Source organism: Pseudomonas sp. VEM90, assembly GCF_054611535.1.
Genome location: NZ_JBTRAR010000030.1, coordinates 1 through 16,677, shown reverse-complemented (window position 1 = coordinate 16,677; position 16,677 = coordinate 1). Strand labels below are relative to the sequence as shown.

15 protein-coding genes are annotated in these 16,677 nt (G+C 61.0%); 13 read left to right on the top strand and 2 right to left on the bottom strand.

All coding sequences use genetic code 11. The features are described 5' to 3' along the window. The first annotated feature begins 68 nt into the window (after positions 1–68). The 4 genes from ACYCCG_RS23295 (at position 69) to ACYCCG_RS23280 (ending at position 3,740) form a co-directional block, all read left to right on the top strand. Positions 69–953 (top strand): heme/hemin ABC transporter substrate-binding protein, encoded by an 885-nt coding sequence (locus ACYCCG_RS23295; RefSeq protein ID WP_459671922.1) that lies wholly within the window; start codon positions 69–71, stop codon positions 951–953. A gap of 50 nt (positions 954–1,003) precedes the next feature. Further along, the gene (locus ACYCCG_RS23290; protein WP_176685385.1) at positions 1,004–1,987 is read left to right on the top strand and encodes a FecCD family ABC transporter permease; all 984 of its coding nucleotides are present in this window, start codon (positions 1,004–1,006) and stop codon (positions 1,985–1,987) included. Then, complete coding sequence (locus ACYCCG_RS23285) at positions 1,987–2,754, top strand: heme ABC transporter ATP-binding protein (protein WP_209963420.1); 768 nt, start codon at positions 1,987–1,989, stop codon at positions 2,752–2,754. The genes ACYCCG_RS23290 and ACYCCG_RS23285 overlap by 1 nt, the downstream gene beginning before the upstream one ends. Before the next feature lie 101 nt (positions 2,755–2,855). Beyond that, positions 2,856–3,740, top strand: a complete 885-nt coding sequence (locus ACYCCG_RS23280) for a ChaN family lipoprotein (protein ID WP_339443707.1) — start codon at positions 2,856–2,858, stop codon at positions 3,738–3,740. Positions 3,741–3,920: 180 nt separating this feature from the next. Here the strand turns inward: ACYCCG_RS23280 and ACYCCG_RS23275 are convergent, their stop codons facing one another. Both ACYCCG_RS23275 and ACYCCG_RS23270 read right to left on the bottom strand, forming a co-directional pair. Further along, complete coding sequence (locus ACYCCG_RS23275) at positions 3,921–4,199, bottom strand: TfoX/Sxy family protein (protein ID WP_010955337.1); 279 nt, start codon at positions 4,197–4,199, stop codon at positions 3,921–3,923. A gap of 157 nt (positions 4,200–4,356) precedes the next feature. Continuing rightward, positions 4,357–5,919: a bifunctional aminoglycoside phosphotransferase/ATP-binding protein gene (locus ACYCCG_RS23270; protein WP_459671919.1), complete on the bottom strand. Its 1,563-nt coding sequence runs from the start codon at positions 5,917–5,919 to the stop codon at positions 4,357–4,359. A gap of 115 nt (positions 5,920–6,034) precedes the next feature. On the opposite strand from ACYCCG_RS23270, the gene mrcB reads away from it, so the two are divergent. From mrcB to msrQ, 9 genes are all read left to right on the top strand, one after another. Then, the gene (mrcB, locus tag ACYCCG_RS23265) at positions 6,035–8,356 is read left to right on the top strand and encodes a penicillin-binding protein 1B (RefSeq protein ID WP_176685356.1); all 2,322 of its coding nucleotides are present in this window, start codon (positions 6,035–6,037) and stop codon (positions 8,354–8,356) included. Positions 8,357–8,371: 15 nt separating this feature from the next. Then, positions 8,372–9,157 carry a tetratricopeptide repeat protein gene (locus ACYCCG_RS23260; RefSeq protein ID WP_176685355.1) on the top strand — a complete coding sequence of 262 codons (786 nt, stop codon included), beginning with the start codon at positions 8,372–8,374 and terminating at the stop codon, positions 9,155–9,157. After that, positions 9,157–9,489: a YqcC family protein gene (locus ACYCCG_RS23255; protein WP_019099850.1), complete on the top strand. Its 333-nt coding sequence runs from the start codon at positions 9,157–9,159 to the stop codon at positions 9,487–9,489. The genes ACYCCG_RS23260 and ACYCCG_RS23255 overlap by 1 nt, the downstream gene beginning before the upstream one ends. Positions 9,490–9,897: 408 nt before the next feature. Next, a complete protein-coding gene (locus tag ACYCCG_RS23250; protein ID WP_028697593.1) occupies positions 9,898–11,622 on the top strand; it encodes an acetolactate synthase 3 large subunit in 1,725 nt (574 codons plus the stop codon). A gap of 1 nt (position 11,623) precedes the next feature. Continuing rightward, on the top strand, positions 11,624–12,115 hold the full coding sequence (ilvN, locus tag ACYCCG_RS23245) for an acetolactate synthase small subunit (protein WP_003250040.1): 492 nt from the start codon (positions 11,624–11,626) through the stop codon (positions 12,113–12,115). 55 nt (positions 12,116–12,170) lie between these two features. Then, positions 12,171–13,187 carry a ketol-acid reductoisomerase gene (gene ilvC / locus ACYCCG_RS23240; protein WP_021784771.1) on the top strand — a complete coding sequence of 339 codons (1,017 nt, stop codon included), beginning with the start codon at positions 12,171–12,173 and terminating at the stop codon, positions 13,185–13,187. 150 nt (positions 13,188–13,337) lie between these two features. Continuing rightward, positions 13,338–14,189, top strand: coding sequence for a CDP-diacylglycerol--serine O-phosphatidyltransferase (pssA, locus tag ACYCCG_RS23235; protein WP_021784770.1), 852 nt, complete (start codon positions 13,338–13,340; stop codon positions 14,187–14,189). 79 nt (positions 14,190–14,268) lie between these two features. After that, complete coding sequence (gene msrP, locus ACYCCG_RS23230; RefSeq protein WP_459671913.1) at positions 14,269–15,282, top strand: protein-methionine-sulfoxide reductase catalytic subunit MsrP; 1,014 nt, start codon at positions 14,269–14,271, stop codon at positions 15,280–15,282. Next, positions 15,282–15,893 carry a protein-methionine-sulfoxide reductase heme-binding subunit MsrQ gene (msrQ, locus tag ACYCCG_RS23225; protein ID WP_459671911.1) on the top strand — a complete coding sequence of 204 codons (612 nt, stop codon included), beginning with the start codon at positions 15,282–15,284 and terminating at the stop codon, positions 15,891–15,893. The genes msrP and msrQ overlap by 1 nt, the downstream gene beginning before the upstream one ends. The last annotated feature ends 784 nt before the right edge of the window (positions 15,894–16,677 follow it).

Below are 16,677 nucleotides of genomic sequence, written 5' to 3'. Positions count from 1 at the left end.
CGGCTGTGTATGGTGCGCAGTTCCGCTGCTCGCCACAAGGCGTGCAGCCCGTCTTCAGAAGGAACCCGATGATGCGCCGTCCAGCTGCTTTTCTCGCTTTGTGTGCAAGCCTTGTGCTCTCAACCCAAGCCTTGGCAGCCGAACTGCCGCAACGCTGGGTCAGTGCTGGTGGCGCCTTGAGCGAGTGGATAACCGCATTGGGCGGCGAAGCACGCCTGGTCGGTGTGGACACTACCAGTCAGCACCCGGCCTCGTTGAAGTCGTTGCCCAGTGTGGGTTATCAACGACAGCTGTCGGCCGAAGGCATTCTCAGCTTGCGCCCGGATGTGGTGGTGGGCACCGAGGAAATGGGACCGCCACCGGTACTGGCGCAAATCCGCAAGGCTGGCGTGCGGGTCGAGTTGTTCTCCAGCAAGGCCGAGCTGCCGGCAGTAGATGAAAACCTCAGGCACCTGGGGCAGTTGCTCGGTGCAGAGCAGCAAGCGTCCGCGCTTGCAGCGGACTACCGCCAGCGGCTCGATGCGTTGCATGTCAACGTCAAGCTGGCCCAGGCCGGGCAGCAGGCTCCTGGGGTGTTGCTGCTGGTCGGTCATGCCGGGGCCAAGCCGCTGATTGCCGGGCAAGGCACTGCCGGTGACTGGCTGCTGGGCCAGGCGGGTGGGCGAAACCTGGCCGCGCACCAGGGCTACAAGAACTTCTCCAACGAAGCCTTGGCGGCGCTTGACCCGGATGTGATCGTGTTTTCCGACCGGGCGCTGGCCGATGAGCAGGCCTTGCAGGCGCTGTTGAAAGAAAACCCCGCGCTGGCTGCCTCGCGGGCCGTGCGTGAGAAACGCCTGGTCTCACTGGACCCGACGCTGTTGGTCGGCGGGCTCGGGCCTCGGCTACCGGCGACCTTGCAGTCGTTGGCAGCCACCTTCTACCCGGCTGCTCAGGCCAGCTTCGCACAATGAAACAACGGGTCCAGTCACGTACGTTGTTCATTAGCCTGAGCCTGTTGTGCCTGTTGGCGATCTGGCTGTCACTGGCGCTGGGGCCAGTCAGCCTGCCAATGCTCGATACGCTGCGCGCTGGGCTGCGTCTTTTGGGATTGCCTGTTTCCGAAGATGGCCTGCAGCAGGCCGAGATGATCCTTGGCCAGATCCGCCTGCCGCGCACCCTGTTGGGGTTGGCGGTGGGCGCGGTGCTGGCGCTGTCCGGGGTGGCCATGCAGGGGCTGTTCCGCAACCCGCTGGCTGACCCCGGGCTGGTAGGCGTTGCCGCCGGTGCCGCAGTAGGGGCAGCGGTTGCCATAGTTGGCGGCGCTTGGTTTGGTGGCATGCCGGATGCTTTCGCGCCTTATCTGCTGTCGTTCTGCGCTTTTGTCGGCGGGCTTGGGGTAACTGCGCTGGTCTACCGCCTGGGGCGCCGCGATGGCCAGACCAACGTCGCCACGATGCTATTGGCTGGCGTGGCCATGACCGCGCTAGGTGGCGCGGCCGTGGGGCTGTTCTCTTACCTGGCCGATGATGCCACCTTGCGTACGCTGACATTCTGGAACCTTGGCAGCCTCAATGGCGCCAGCTATGAGCGGCTGTGGCCATTGTTGCTGGTGGCGGTAGCGGTAGCGGTGTGGCTGCCACGCCGGGCCAAGGCGCTGAATGCCCTGTTGCTGGGGGAGTCGGAGGCACGTCACCTGGGCGTTGACGTGGAGCGGCTCAAGCGTGAGTTGGTGTTCTGCACGGCGCTGGGGGTGGGGGCTGCAGTGGCTGCAGCCGGGTTGATCGGCTTCATCGGCCTGGTAGTGCCGCACCTGGTACGCCTCCTGGCCGGGCCCGATCACCGTGTGGTGCTGCCAGCCTCGCTGCTGGCCGGCGGTGTGCTGATGTTGTTCGCCGACTTGGCGGCGCGGCTGCTGCTGGCGCCTGCCGAGCTGCCGATTGGTATCGTCACGGCCTTCATCGGTGCGCCATTCTTCCTGTTCCTGCTGATGCGAGGGCGCGGCTGATGTTGCAAGTAGAGGGCCTGTATCTGTGCAGGGGCAGCAATGAGGTGCTGCACGACATTCACTTGCAGTTGCCTCCGGGGCAGGTCGTGGGTGTGCTTGGTCCCAACGGTGCCGGCAAGAGCAGCCTGCTGAGTGTGCTGTGCGGTGAACTGGCGCCCGACCGCGGGCGGGTGACGCTGCAGGACCGCCCCCTGGCCGATTGGGCCGGGCAGGAACGGGCAAGGCGCCTGGCAGTGCTGCCACAGGTGTCCAGCCTGGGTTTCTCGTTTCGGGTCGAGGAAGTGGTGGGCATGGGGCGCATGCCTCATGGCACCGGTCAGCGCCGCGATGCGGAAATTGTCGAAGCGGCGTTGCGGGCGGCAGATGCCTGGCACCTGGTAGAGCGCAGTTACCTGGCGCTTTCCGGTGGCGAGCGGCAACGGGTACACCTGGCCCGCGTGCTGGCGCAGCTATGGCCGGGCGAGGAAGGTGCCACTTTGCTGCTCGACGAACCGACCTCGATGCTCGACCCGCTACATCAGCACACCACCCTGGAAGCCGTTCGCCGCTTTGCCGACTGCGGTGCTGCAGTGTTGGTGATCCTGCATGACCTGAACCTGGCGGCGCGGTACTGTGATCGTATCCTGTTGCTGGAGCAGGGGCGCTGCCACGCGTTTGCCACGCCCGAAGCGGTACTGACCCCAGCGGCACTGAGGGCGGTGTACGGTATCGACGTACTGGTGCAGGCGCACCCCGAGCGCGGGCATCCGCTGATCATCACCCGTTGATTCTCGAACCGTGCACGGCCTCTGTGGAAGCGGCCTTGTCTCGCGACAGGTCCGCCCCGGGGCAGGCCATTCAAATTGTGGATGACATGGAGTAACTGCCGATGCGACACGCGCTGCTGTCTGGTTTCTCGCTGTGCCTGGTACTGGCGATAGGCGGTTGTCAGGCCAGCCTGCCGCCGTTGCCCGCCTGGCAGAGCAGCGAAGGTCGCACCCACGCCGAGCTGGGGAAGATTGTCGATCTGTCCAATGAGCAGGTCATTAGCCCTGAACAGCTGGTACAGCGCCTGGCTGTCGCACCCCGCGTGCTTGTCGGCGAGAAGCACGACAACCCTGACCATCACGCGCTGCAACTATGGCTGCTGCGCGCTCTTCAAGGCCAGCGCTCTCAGGGCAGTCTGTTGCTGGAAATGCTGCAGCCCGGCCAGCAATCACGGGTGGACAAGCTGGTGGGGCAGCCTTTGCCGGTAGACTTGCCCAAGGCGCTGGCCTGGCAGGAGGGCTGGGATTGGCAGTTGTACGGGCCGATTGTCACCGAAGCCCTGCAGCATCGGGTGTCGTTGCTGGCAGCCAACCTTTCGCCCGCCGAGATGCGTCAGGCCTATCGACAGCCGGCTCCGGTGCAGGGCGAAAAGTCCAATGCACCCGCAGTAAAGGCTGCCTTGCTGGAACAGGTGCGCGCCGGACATTGCGGGATGCTGCCGGAAAGCCAGTTACCGGCGATGCTGGCCGTTCAGCAGCAGCGCGACCGGCGCATGGCCGAGCGTTTGCAGGCGGCACCGCAACCGGCACTGCTGTTTGCCGGGGCTTACCATGTGCGCAAGGACCTGGGCATACCCTTGCATCTGGCTGACCTGGGGGCGTCGGACGAGAGCAAGGTATTGCTGCTGGCTGAGGTGGGCGAGCGAGTCGAGCCTGGCGAGGCTGACTATGTGTGGTACACGGCAGCGATGCCGGAGCAGGATTATTGTGCGCAATTGCGGCGTTGATCCGGAAAAAGCCCAGGCAAAAAAAGACCCGGCAAACTGCCGGGTCAATAACCGTGATTAGCCTGATGAGGAGATAATCTGAGAGTCCGAACCAGGGGCTCTTAGCTTATCCAACCAGTCTCGCGACCAGTTGTGATAATCATAACAATTCTCATTTAGGCGTCAATCCCTTTACGCCGATTATTTTGGTTTTTTTTGCGTAGGGTTTTTCGCGTCCAATTGTTGGTTGAGTGCTTCCTTGCGTTCGAGCGGCAAATCGTTCCAGTGCATGTCCAGCAGGGCGCCTTCAATGGCATACAACAGCACCTTCGATGCACGGAACCCTCGTGTCTTCACGGCCTGGTACGCACCCACCGCGCCCAGGCGGCGCAAATCCGATGCACTGTGGATGCCAGCTGCATGCAGCCACTGCGCAGAAGTCTTGCCAAGGTTCTTCAGATGCTGCAATTCATCGTTCATCGAGCCTCCTTGCGATGGCTGAACGGGAATGGGGGATAAATCGCGAGCAGGTCTGAGAGGAGTGTAGCGGGGGTTGGGAAATATGCGGCTTTTTGCCATCGGAGGGTGAGCGGCCTGTGCCTGCCCCTTCGCGGGCAGGCACAGGAAGATGACGAGCTTACAGGCCAGGCAACCGCTGGCGAATCTGCTCGATCACCTGATCCATGCTGCCGGCAGCCTGGGTATCGACGCGGGTGCTGTGCACCAGCTCCTGCGCATCCAGCGCCTCACGGCTGGCCTGCTGGGCCTTGATCACCTCCAGCGTGGCATCCGAGGGGTCGCTGTTTTCGGCCTGGCGCTGCTCCAGCCAACTGGCGATGACCGCCTCCGGCGCGTGGCAGTCGAGGATGAGGAACGGCACTCCGGTCTGGCTGGCAACGTCTGCCGCAGCCTGGCGCTGCTCACGCTTGAGGTAGGTGGCGTCCAGCACCACCGGGAAGCCGGCGCGCAGCACGGTCGCTGCCACCTCGTGCAGGCGCTGGTAGGTCGCTGCGCTGGCCTCCTGGTCGTATATGCCCGTACTCAGCTGGCCGGCGTCGGCCTGCTGTTGTTCGCCGAACAGGCGCTTGCGCTCTACGTCCGAACGCACGCGCACTGCACCCAAGGCCTCGACCAGGCGCATGGCCACGTGACTTTTGCCCACTGCCGAAACGCCATGGGTGATGGCCAGCAGACGCGACGGGATGGCACTGTAGCTTTCGGCCAGGTTGGCGTAGTTGCGGTAGGTGCGCAGGGTGGTGGCACGCTGCACGCCATCAGCGTCGGCCGGCATGCTGAACAGTGCGACCTTGGCCCGCACCAGCGCGCGGTAGGCTTTGTAGAAGTTGAGCAGTTCCAGGCCTTCGTAGTCCCCCGTCAGTTCCAGGTACTGGCTGATGAAGCGCCGGGCCAGGCACTTCAGGCCGCGGTCTTCCAGGTCCATGGCCAGGAAGGCGGTGTCGGCGTAGACGTCGGTCAGTCGGAAAGGCTCGTTGAATTCGATGCAATCGAAGATCACCACCTTGCCATCGATCAAGGTGGCGTTGCCCAGGTGGATGTCACCGTGGCACTCACGGATGAAGCCATTGGCCTTGCGCCTTTCCAGCAGGCCGTGCAGGCGCTCGAAGCTGCTGCGGGCCCAGGCCTGCAGGGCGTCGAGTTGCTGCAGATCGGCTTTGTCGCGGAGGAATGGGCGAATTTGCTCGAAGTTCTGCTCCACCGGGGCCATCACGCTGTCTGGCGTGCCCAGCGGGTGCTCCATCGGCACACGTGGGGCCTGCAGGTGAAACTCGGCAATCTGCCGGGCCATCTGGTCGATGTGTGTGGCGTTCAGCTCGCCATTGGCCTGCAGTGTGTTGAGCATCTGTCCCTGGGGGAACTGGCGCATTTTCAGCACGTACTCGATGGCTTCGCCTTCGCCACCGATCTGCGGTGCGTCGACGCTACCGGTGATCGGCAACACGTCCAGGTACAGGCCTTCGGTCAGGCGTTGGTTCAGGCGCAACTCTTCGTTACAGAAATGCTGGCGCTGGTCCAGCCCGGTGAAGTCCAGAAAGCCGAAATTCATCGGTTTTTTGACCTTGTAGGCGTACTCGCCAGTGAGCAGGACCCAGGAGATATGCGTCTCGATGAGCTGAAACCCATCCACGGGATGAGGGTACAGGGCAGGGTTCTGCAACGCAGTAATAAGAGCTTGGCTCACGGCAAATCCTTCCGGGGCAAGGGAATTCGAATGCGTCATTATGGTCAATGGTGCCGTCCCTGCCTACCGCTGGGCCGTCTGCCCAGCCTTTATAAAGTGCGTATAATCCGCCGCCATGACCCGAACCCGAAATTCCCGCACCCCTCAGAAACGCCCGACCGGCCGCTCCCGCGCCTGGCTGGGCTGGGCTTTGAAGCTCAGCCTGGTAGGCCTGGTGATCGTCGCCGGCTTCGCGGTTTACCTCGATGCCGTCGTTCAGGAAAAGTTCTCCGGCAAGCGCTGGACCATCCCGGCCAAGGTGTATGCCCGGCCGCTGGAGCTGTTCACCGGCCAGAAGTTGAGCAAGAACGACTTCCTCACCGAGCTCGATGCGCTTGGCTACCGTCGCGAAAGCGCGGCCAACGGTCCGGGCGCTGCGTCCGTCAACGGCAATACCGTCGACCTCAATACCCGTGGCTTCCAGTTCTACGAGGGCATGGAACCGGCGCAGTTCGTGCGCGTGCGCTTCTCGGGCGACTACGTAGCGGGCCTCTCCGGTGCCAACGGCAAGTCGCTTGACGTGGTGCGCCTGGAGCCGCTGATGATCGGCGGCATCTACCCGAAAAATCTCGAAGACCGCATCCTGATCAAGATCGATCAGGTACCCAAGTATCTGCTTGAGACCCTGGTGGCCACGGAAGACCGCGACTTCTACAGCCACCACGGCGTGTCGCCCAAGTCCATCGCCCGGGCCATGTGGGTCAACACTTCGTCCGGCTCTATGCGCCAGGGTGGCAGTACCTTGACCCAGCAGTTGGTGAAAAACTTCTACCTCAGCAGCGAGCGCAGCCTCAGCCGTAAGCTGACCGAGGCGATGATGGCGATACTGCTCGAACTGCACTACGACAAGCGCGAAATCCTTGAGGCCTACCTTAACGAGGTGTTCGTCGGCCAGGACGGTCAACGCGCCGTGCACGGCTTTGGCCTGGCTAGCCAGTTCTTCTTCAGTCAGCCGTTGTCTGAGCTGAAACTGCATCAGATCGCCCTGCTGGTGGGCATGGTCAAAGGCCCGTCCTATTACAACCCGCGGCGTCACCCCGAGCGCGCTTTGGCGCGCCGCAACCTGGTGCTCGACCTGGTGGCCGAGCAGGGTGTGGCCAGCCAGGCAGAAGTCGATGCGGCGAAGAAGATGCCGCTGGGCGTGACCAAGCGTGGCAGCCTGGCCGACAGCTCGTTCCCGGCCTTCCTCGACCTGGTCAAGCGACAGCTACGTCAGGACTACCGCGACGAAGACTTGACCGAAGAAGGCCTGCGCATCTTTACCAGCTTCGACCCGATCCTGCAGATGAAGGCCGAAACCTCGATGAGAGAGACCTTCAAGCGCCTGTCGGGCCGCAAGGGGGCTGACGAGGTGGAAGCGGCAATGGTCGTGACCAACCCTGAGACAGGTGAAGTACAGGCGTTGATCGGTAGCCGCCAGGCAGGCTTCGCCGGCTTCAACCGGGCCATCGATGCTGTGCGGCCGATCGGCTCGCTGGTCAAGCCGTCGGTATACCTGACCGCGCTGGAGCAGCCAAGCAAGTACACCCTGACCAGTTGGATGCAGGACGAGCCATTTTCGGTCAAGGGGGCTGACGGCCAGGTCTGGCGCCCGCAAAACTATGACCGTCGCCCGCACGGCACTATCTACCTGTACCAGGGGCTGGCCAACTCGTACAACCTGTCGACCGCCAAGCTCGGCCTGGAAGTGGGTGTGCCGAACGTGATCAAGACCATTGGTCGGTTGGGGGTGAATGTCGATTGGCCAGCGTTCCCGGCCATGTTGCTGGGGGCTGGTGGCATGTCGCCAATGCAGGTGGCAACCATGTATCAGACCATCGCCAACGGCGGCTTCAACACGCCGATGCGCGGTATCCGCAGCGTGCTCACCGCCGAGGGCGAGCCGCTCAAGCGTTACCCGTTCCAGATCCAGCAAACCTTCGACCCGGGTGCCATTTACCTGGTACAGAACGCCATGCAGCGCGTAATGCGCGAAGGTACAGGGCGCTCGGTGTACAACACCTTGCCACGCTCGCTGACCTTGGCGGGCAAGACCGGTACCAGTAACGACTCGCGGGACAGCTGGTTCTCCGGCTTCAGTCAGGATCTGCTGGCCGTGGTGTGGATGGGCCGTGACGATAACGGCAAGACACCCTTTACCGGCGCCACCGGAGCCTTGCAGGTGTGGACCAGCTTCATGAAGAAGGCCGACCCGCTGCCGCTGGACATGCCGCAACCGGACAACGTGGTGCAGGCCTGGATCGACCCGTACACTGGCCATGGGTCTGATGCCAGCTGTCCGGGAGCGGTGCAGATGCCGTATATTCGCGGGAGTGAGCCGCCGGCCGGCGCAACCTGTGGCGGTGAGCAGGATCCAGTCGAATCGGTAATGGACTGGGTCAAGGGCTGGATGAATTAAGCACAGGCTGCATTGATGAGGTGTGACGTGAACAAGTGGCTGTTTCCTGCCGTGACGGCGTTGGCTGTGCTCCAGGGGTGCTCCAGCGTCCCGCGTGGCAATATTCCGGTGGTCGATTCGAGCACCCGTGTGTCCAACAGCGAACGCGTGACGGCCAACCGCTCGGCGGGTGGCTATAACACCGGCACCGCCCAGGCGCAAACGCTGCCGGAGGACTCCGGCGTCACCGTGATGATCCCGCAGGGTGCAGGCGCTTCGGCCATCCAGACGTTCCCGGCGAACAATGGCGCAGCACCGATCACTCCAGGGCCGATCACTCCTGGCCCTGTCAGCTCGGCACCGATGACCACCAATCCCAACCCGATTGCCGATGAGCCTTTCGACATTGCCGCGATGAACAGCACTTCGCAAAGCGCCAGCGCGCCAACCGGTATTCCGCGCAGCGCTGCCGCCGGTGGCCTGTCGGCCGACGAGCAACTGGACGGCCCGGTGCTGGCATTGCTGACCACTGCGCAGACGCAGCAGGGCAGTGGCGACTTCAACGGTGCCGCCTCGAGCCTTGAGCGTGCCCAGCGTATTGCTCCGCGTGAGCCGCAGGTGCTGTATCGCCTGGCCCAGGTGCGCCTCTCGCAAGGTGATGCAGCGCAGGCAGAGCAGTTGGCGCGCCGCGCCCTGACCTACGCCAACGGCCGCCCAAGCCTGCAGGCTGAGCTATGGAACACGATCGCCCAGGCCCGTGAAAAGCAGGGTGACAGCGCTGGCGCTGCGCTGGCCCGGCAAAAGGCGCGGGTCAATTCGTGATGATCGAGCAACGCATTCTGGATATTGCCGACCACCTGCTATTGATCGAGCGTGAACTGCAGGTGCAAGGCTGGTGGGATGACGAGCCGCCAAGCGACGAGGCATTGGCCAGTACGGTGCCGTTCGCCGTGGATACCCTCAGTTTCGAGCAATGGCTGCAATGGATCTTCCTGCCCCGCATGAAGATCATCATCGAGCTGGGTCACCCGCTGCCCAATGCATCGAGCATCCTTGTCATGGCCGAAACCGTGTTTACCGACCGGCCGGAGCAAAGTCGTGAGCTACGGCGCCTGTTGGCAGCTTTTGATCAATTGATCGCTCCTTCCGCCTGATTTCTTCAGTTTTTCCTTCTAGGGCCGCAGATTGTGGCCCTTTTTATTGGAAATCTTCTTAATTCTGCTGCTGAAGCGATTTTTAGTGGTGGCAGGAATTCATCTTGGGGAAAAATTGGCAATAATTTTTCTTGACTTGTTGGCGCCGAATCACAAGAATCCAACTTCCGCTGTAGAGGGACTGCCAGAAGCAGACCCGCTAAGCAGATCATGAGGTGCACACCCGCGCCGACCTGTTACACCCCGCAACGCGTTACCTCGCGCTGGGTGGGAAACCCCCGCAACACTCTGGGGATCTCCCAATACTTGCTCAGTCAGTGCTGACGTTCGCTCATGCTCTGCTTGGCAGTAAACCTATTAAGACCCGTCCAGTGAGGGCGGTATTCTGGCGTTTTAGAGGTGAACAACGTGGAGCTTTTATCTGGCGCTGAGATGGTCGTCCGCTTCTTGCGTGACGAAGGCGTTAAGCACATCTACGGGTACCCTGGTGGTGCTCTCCTGCATGTTTACGACGCACTGTTCAAAGAACCGGAAGTGGAACACATCCTGGTTCGTCATGAGCAGGCGGCAACCCATATGGCGGACGGCTACGCTCGTGCCACCGGCAAGGCCGGTGTGGTGCTGGTAACCTCCGGTCCTGGCGCGACCAATGCCATTACCGGCATTGCCACCGCCTACATGGACTCGATTCCGATGGTCATCCTGTCCGGCCAGGTGCCTAGCACCATGGTGGGCACCGATGCCTTCCAGGAAACCGACATGATCGGTATCTCGCGGCCGATCGTGAAGCACAGCTTCATGATCAAGAACCCGACCGAGATCCCTGAAATTCTGAAGAAAGCTTTTTACCTGGCGCAATCCGGTCGCCCAGGTCCAGTCGTGGTCGACATTCCAAAAGACATGACCAACCCGGCTGAAAAGTTCGAATACGTCTACCCGAAAAAGGTCAAGCTGCGCTCCTACAGCCCGGCGGTCCGCGGTCACTCCGGCCAGATCCGCAAGGCTGCCGAGATGCTTCTGGCTGCCAAGCGCCCGGTCGTCTACTCCGGTGGCGGCGTGATCCTCGGCGGTGGCTCCGAAGCCCTGACTGAAATCGCCAAGTCGCTGAACCTGCCGGTTACCAATACCCTGATGGGTCTGGGTGGCTTCCCGGGTACCGACCGCCAGTTCCTCGGCATGCTTGGCATGCATGGCAGCTACACCGCCAACATGGCCATGCACAATGCCGACGTCATCTTTGCCGTCGGTGCGCGTTTCGACGACCGCGTTGTAAACGGTCCGGCCAAGTTCTGCCCGAATGCCAAGATCATCCACATCGACATCGACCCGGCGTCGATCTCGAAGATGATCAAGGCCGACGTGCCGATCGTCGGCCCGGTCGACAGCGTACTCAGCGAAATGCTCGGCATCCTCAAGGAAATCGGCGAGCAGCCTGACAAGGCGGCGCTGGATGCCTGGTGGAAGCAGATTGACGAATGGCGTGGCAATGGCGAGTTGTTCCCTTACGACAAGGGCGATGGCAACGTCATCAAACCGCAAAAAGTCATCGAGACACTGTGCGAAGTGACCAATGGCGATGCCTTCGTCACTTCCGACGTGGGCCAACACCAGATGTTTGCCGCGCAGTACTACCGCTTCAACAAGCCAAACCGCTGGATCAACTCCGGTGGCCTGGGCACCATGGGCTTCGGCTTCCCGGCGGCGATGGGCATCAAGCTCAACTTCCCGGATCAGGACGTGGCCTGTGTGACCGGTGAAGGCAGCATCCAGATGAACATTCAGGAGCTGTCCACCTGCATGCAATACGGCCTGCCGGTGAAGATCGTCAACCTGAACAACGGTGTGTTGGGCATGGTCCGCCAATGGCAGGACATGGCCTACAACGGTCGTCATTCGCACTCGTACGTCGAGTCGCTGCCTGACTTCATCAAGCTGGCCGAAGCCTATGGCCATGTGGGTATCCGCATTACCAGCCTGAAAGACCTCAAGCCGAAGCTGGAGGAAGCGTTTGCGATGAAGGACCGTCTGGTGTTCATCGACATCGCGGTTGACCGCAGTGAGCACGTCTATCCGATGCAGATCAAGGATGGCTCGATGCGTGACATGTGGCTGAGCAAGACGGAGCGTACCTGATATGCGGCACATCATTTCCCTGCTGCTGGAAAACGAACCCGGTGCGTTGTCCCGTGTGGTCGGCCTGTTCTCCCAGCGCAACTACAACATTGAAAGCCTGACTGTAGCGCCGACCGAAGACCCGACCCTGTCGCGTCTGACGCTGACCACCGTTGGCCATGACGAAGTGATCGAACAGATCACCAAGAACCTGAACAAGCTGGTCGAAGTGGTCAAGCTTGTCGACCTGTCGGAAAGCGCTCATATCGAGCGTGAACTGATGCTGGTCAAGGTCAAGGCCACCGGTGCCCAGCGCGCCGAGATCAAGCGCACCACGGATATCTTCCGTGGCCAGATCGTCGACGTGACCGCCAGCGTGTACACCGTGCAGCTGAGCGGTACCAGCGACAAACTGGACAGCTTCATCCAGGCGATCGGCACTGCATCGATTCTGGAAACCGTGCGCAGCGGCGTTACCGGCATTGCCCGTGGCGACAAAGTGCTCAGCATCTAAATTTAAAAATTAGCGATGGCTCCGCAGGGGCCGAGATATAACCAGGGGTATTTTCATGAAAGTTTTCTACGATAAAGACTGCGACCTTTCCATCATCCAGGGTAAGAAAGTCGCCATCATCGGTTACGGCTCCCAGGGCCACGCTCAGGCGTGCAACCTGAAAGACTCCGGTGTAGACGTTACCGTCGGTCTGCGTAAAGGTTCGGCTACCGTTGCCAAGGCTGAAGCCCACGGCCTGAAAGTTGCTGATGTTGCTACCGCTGTCGCTGCGGCTGACCTGGTCATGATCCTGACCCCGGACGAGTTCCAGGGCACGCTGTACAAGAACGAAATCGAGCCGAACATCAAGAAGGGCGCTACCCTGGCCTTCTCTCACGGTTTCTCGATCCACTACAACCAGGTGGTTCCGCGTGCCGATCTCGACGTGATCATGATCGCGCCGAAAGCCCCGGGCCACACCGTTCGCTCCGAGTTCGTCAAAGGCGGCGGTATCCCTGACCTGATCGCTATCTACCAGGACGCTTCCGGCAACGCCAAGAACGTCGCACTGTCCTACGCTTCGGGCGTGGGTGGTGGTCGTACCGGTATCATCGAAACCACCTTCAAGGACGAAACCGAAACCGACCTGTTCGGTGAGCAGGCTGTTCTGTGTGGCGGTACCGTCGAGCTGGTCAAAGCCGGTTTCGAGACCCTGGTCGAAGCTGGCTACGCGCCGGAAATGGCCTACTTCGAATGCCTGCACGAGCTGAAGTTGATCGTAGACCTCATGTACGAAGGCGGCATTGCCAACATGAACTACTCGATCTCCAACAACGCCGAATACGGTGAGTACGTGACTGGTCCGGAAGTCATCAACGAAGAATCCCGCAAGGCCATGCGCAATGCTCTGAAGCGCATCCAGGACGGCGAGTACGCGAAGATGTTCATCTCCGAAGGTGCTACCAACTACCCATCGATGACCGCCAAGCGTCGCAACAACGCCGCTCACGGCATCGAAATCATCGGCGAGCAACTGCGTTCGATGATGCCGTGGATCTCGGCTAACAAAATCGTCGACAAGACCAAGAACTGAGTCTTATCGAAAGATGAAAAACGCGGCTTCGGCCGCGTTTTTTCGTTCTGGCATCCAGCTTCTGGTATAAAGCAGACCAGTGGCTCGCTGTCAGAACCTGTTTCGCGGGCCCGTGTCGAACATTTTCCATCCTGTTGCAAGGTACCCTCCATGAGCGAACGTCCCGAAGAGCCGAACAAGCCCTCCGACGCCGAAAGCCTGCTACCTGTCGATGAGCACGTTGAAGAAGGGCATGACGCCGAAGGCCGCAAGGTGCGCCACCGCGGCATCTACCTGCTGCCCAACCTGTTTACCACCGCCAACCTGTTTGCCGGTTTCTATTCCATCATCAGCTCGATGAGCGCACAGAGCGCCCTGAGTGCCGGCGACCCGCGCGAGGCGAGCAAGTACTTCGCTTTTGCCGCTATCGCCATCTTCGTGGCCATGGTGCTCGACGGCCTGGACGGCCGCGTTGCGCGTATGACCAACACCCAGAGTGCCTTCGGTGCCGAGTATGACTCGCTGTCGGATATGGTCGCCTTCGGCGTGGCCCCGGCTTTGCTGGCCTTCGGCTGGGCGCTGGGTGACATGGGCAAGGTCGGCTGGATGGTTGCATTCATCTATGTGGCCGGTGCCGCGTTGCGCCTGGCGCGCTTCAATACCCAGGTCGGTACCGCCGACAAGCGCTACTTCATCGGCCTGGCCAGCCCGGCTGCCGCAGGTGTGGTGGCGGGCACCGTATGGGCGTTCAGCGACTATGGCATCCAGGGCTCCAAGCTGTCGTTCCTGGTGGCGCTGCTGGTGGCTGCTGCTGGCATGCTGATGGTCAGCAACATCAAGTACAACAGCTTCAAGGAGCTGGACCTCAAGGGACGCGTGCCGTTCGTGGCGATCCTGGCGGTGGTGCTGGTGTTTGCCGTCGTATTCAGCGACCCACCACGCATCCTTCTGCTGATCTTCCTTGCCTATGCAGCATCGGGGCCGATCCAGTTCCTGCTGAAGGCGCGCCGTCGCAAAGTGTGAAAATCACTTAACGCTGGAATAACCTCGCGGCTCCATAGTCTTACTGGTACATCCGTTACTCAGTGCTATGGAGCCGTTCATGCTTATCAAGCTTCCCAGGTCTTCCGAGTGCAAGGCGTCGGAGATCACCCCCGAAAGCATTTACCTTTCCCGTCGCACCCTGCTGGGCGGCTCATTGGCTGGCTTGGCGCTAGGCGCATTACCGGGTGGGGTGGGCGCGGCGCAAGTGTCGCGTTATGCCGATGTGCAGGCTGGGGCCGCGCCGGCCTGGTTCACTGACAAGCTCGCGGCCACGCGCTGGCAAGCGGTGACGGTGAAGGACGAGGCGATCACGCCGTTCAAGGATGCCACTCACTACAACAACTTTTACGAGTTCGGGCCCGACAAGGGCGATCCGGCGGCCAATGGCGACAGCCTGAAGACCGAACCGTGGTCCATTGTGGTGGACGGTGAGGTTGGCAAACCCGGACGCTATGCTCTGGAGGACTTCGTAAAACCCTATCAGCTTGAGGAACGGATCTATCGGCTGCGCTGCGTAGAGGCGTGGTCGATGGTCATTCCGTGGCTGGGGTTCCCTTTGGCTCAGGTGCTCAAGCAGGTCGAGCCGACCTCGAGGGCGCGTTATGTGCGTTTCGAAACGCTGAAGGATCCTCAGCATATGCCCGGGCAGCGGTCAGGATTTGCCTTGATCGACTGGCCTTATAGAGAAGGGTTGCGCCTGGATGAGGCGATGCACCCGCTGGCAATTCTCGCGGTGGGTATGTACGGCCGGGAGCTGCCCAATCAGAACGGCGCGCCGTTGCGTCTGGTGGTGCCTTGGAAGTATGGCTTCAAGAGCATCAAGTCGATTGTGCGCATCAGCCTGGTAGCGGAGCAGCCTGGTACTACCTGGGAAGGGCTGGCGCCGGATGAATATGGTTTCTATGCCAATGTGAATCCGACAGTCGACCACCCGCGCTGGAGTCAGGCGCGCGAACGTCGCTTGCCCAGCGGGTTGTTCAGCCCCAACGTGCGGGAGACACAGATGTTCAATGGCTACGCTGATGAAGTGGCGTCGCTGTATACCGGGCTCGATCTGCGGAAGAACTACTGATGCGTTACCCCTGGTTTCGCTTGGCCATCTTTGTCGTGGGCTGCCTGTTTCCGGTGTGGTGGCTATATGAAGCGGCGATGAACCTGCTGGGGCCTGATCCCGGGAAGATCATGATGGACCGCCTTGGGCTTGGGGCGCTCACCTTCTTGCTGGTGACCTTGAGCATGACCCCACTGCAGAAGCTGACGGGCTGGTCTGGCTGGATTGTGGTTCGCCGGCAGCTGGGGGTGTGGGTGTTCGTCTATATAGTGCTGCACATCCTGGCTTACCTGTTTTTCATTCTGGGGCTGGATTGGGGGCAGTTGGCGGTGGAACTGAGCAAGCGGCCATACATTATTGTGGGAGCGCTGGGGTTCCTGGGTCTGCTGGTGCTGGCGGTCACCTCTAACCGGTACAGCCAGCGGCGGCTTGGGGCGCGTTGGAAAAAGTTGCACAGGTTGGTGTATGCGGTGCTTGGGTTGGGCTTGCTGCATTTCCTGTGGATCGTGCGCTCGGACCTTCGGGAGTGGGCGATCTATGCGTCTATTGGGGCTGTGTTGATGGTGTTGCGGATTCCTGCTGTTGCGCGGGTGCTTCCCAGGGTTGCCAGGAAGCAGGGTCGGGCGGTTTGAGAGTGGGGCGGGGCTGCCAAGGGCCTGTCTTGAGATAGCAATGGCAGTAGAGGGGCCCGCCTTTGTTTCTCTGGTGTCTGTGAGATCGAGCGCCGCCCGCGTCCGGCTCGAGACATTCATCGCCTGTGAGACCGAGCGCCGCCCGCGCGGCGCTTCGCGGGTAAACCCGCTCCTACGTTTGTTTCGGGCCAATTATGCCTGTGGGATTCGCGCGCGAACGCCTTGGTGCCTGTCTCGATATCGCGGCGTACCAACAAGGCGGTCGCGCGCGCCCGGCACAGGAGGGACTGGCCCGAAACAAACGTAGGAGCGGGTTTACCCGCGAAGCGCCGCGCGGGCGGCGCTCGATCTCACCGGCGCAGAAACTGTTGTGGCGAACACTTGGCAGCCCCGATACGGTCTTTTCCCCTTATATTTCACTTTCTTGAAATTAAAGGTTGACGCCCTCTCGAATCCCCTTATAATGCGCCCCACTTCCAGCGACAACGGAACGACAAACTCCTTGAGATTCAATGAGTTAGACAATTCTGAAGGTGCTGTAAGGGCTACGATCAAATGATCGAAAGCGGTTGAAAGGTGGTTGACAGTACTTCTAAGTGCTGTATGATTCGCCTCCCGCTACGAGAGATCACAGCGAGCCAAGTGTTTGAAGCTAAGCGAGTTTCTCGCAAAAAACTTCAAAATAAACGCTTGACAGGCTCTGAGGAAAGCGTAGAATGCGCGCCTCGGTTGAGACGAAAAGCTCTTAACCAAACGCTCTTTAACAAATCGAATCAAGCAATTC

Bases quoted from the DNA above. Each gene is read 5' to 3' on its own strand.
- ACYCCG_RS23295 (WP_459671922.1), top strand. From the start codon at position 69: ATGATGCGCCGTCCAGCTGCTTTTCTCGCTTTGTGTGCAAGCCTTGTG.
- ACYCCG_RS23285 (WP_209963420.1), top strand. From the start codon at position 1,987: ATGTTGCAAGTAGAGGGCCTGTATCTGTGCAGGGGCAGCAATGAGGTG.
- ACYCCG_RS23280 (WP_339443707.1), top strand. From the start codon at position 2,856: ATGCGACACGCGCTGCTGTCTGGTTTCTCGCTGTGCCTGGTACTGGCG.
- ACYCCG_RS23275 (WP_010955337.1), bottom strand. From the start codon at position 4,199: ATGAACGATGAATTGCAGCATCTGAAGAACCTTGGCAAGACTTCTGCG.
- mrcB (WP_176685356.1), top strand. From the start codon at position 6,035: ATGACCCGAACCCGAAATTCCCGCACCCCTCAGAAACGCCCGACCGGC.
- ACYCCG_RS23260 (WP_176685355.1), top strand. From the start codon at position 8,372: ATGAGGTGTGACGTGAACAAGTGGCTGTTTCCTGCCGTGACGGCGTTG.
- ACYCCG_RS23255 (WP_019099850.1), top strand. From the start codon at position 9,157: ATGATCGAGCAACGCATTCTGGATATTGCCGACCACCTGCTATTGATC.
- ilvN (WP_003250040.1), top strand. From the start codon at position 11,624: ATGCGGCACATCATTTCCCTGCTGCTGGAAAACGAACCCGGTGCGTTG.
- ilvC (WP_021784771.1), top strand. From the start codon at position 12,171: ATGAAAGTTTTCTACGATAAAGACTGCGACCTTTCCATCATCCAGGGT.
- pssA (WP_021784770.1), top strand. From the start codon at position 13,338: ATGAGCGAACGTCCCGAAGAGCCGAACAAGCCCTCCGACGCCGAAAGC.
- msrP (WP_459671913.1), top strand. From the start codon at position 14,269: ATGCTTATCAAGCTTCCCAGGTCTTCCGAGTGCAAGGCGTCGGAGATC.
- msrQ (WP_459671911.1), top strand. From the start codon at position 15,282: ATGCGTTACCCCTGGTTTCGCTTGGCCATCTTTGTCGTGGGCTGCCTG.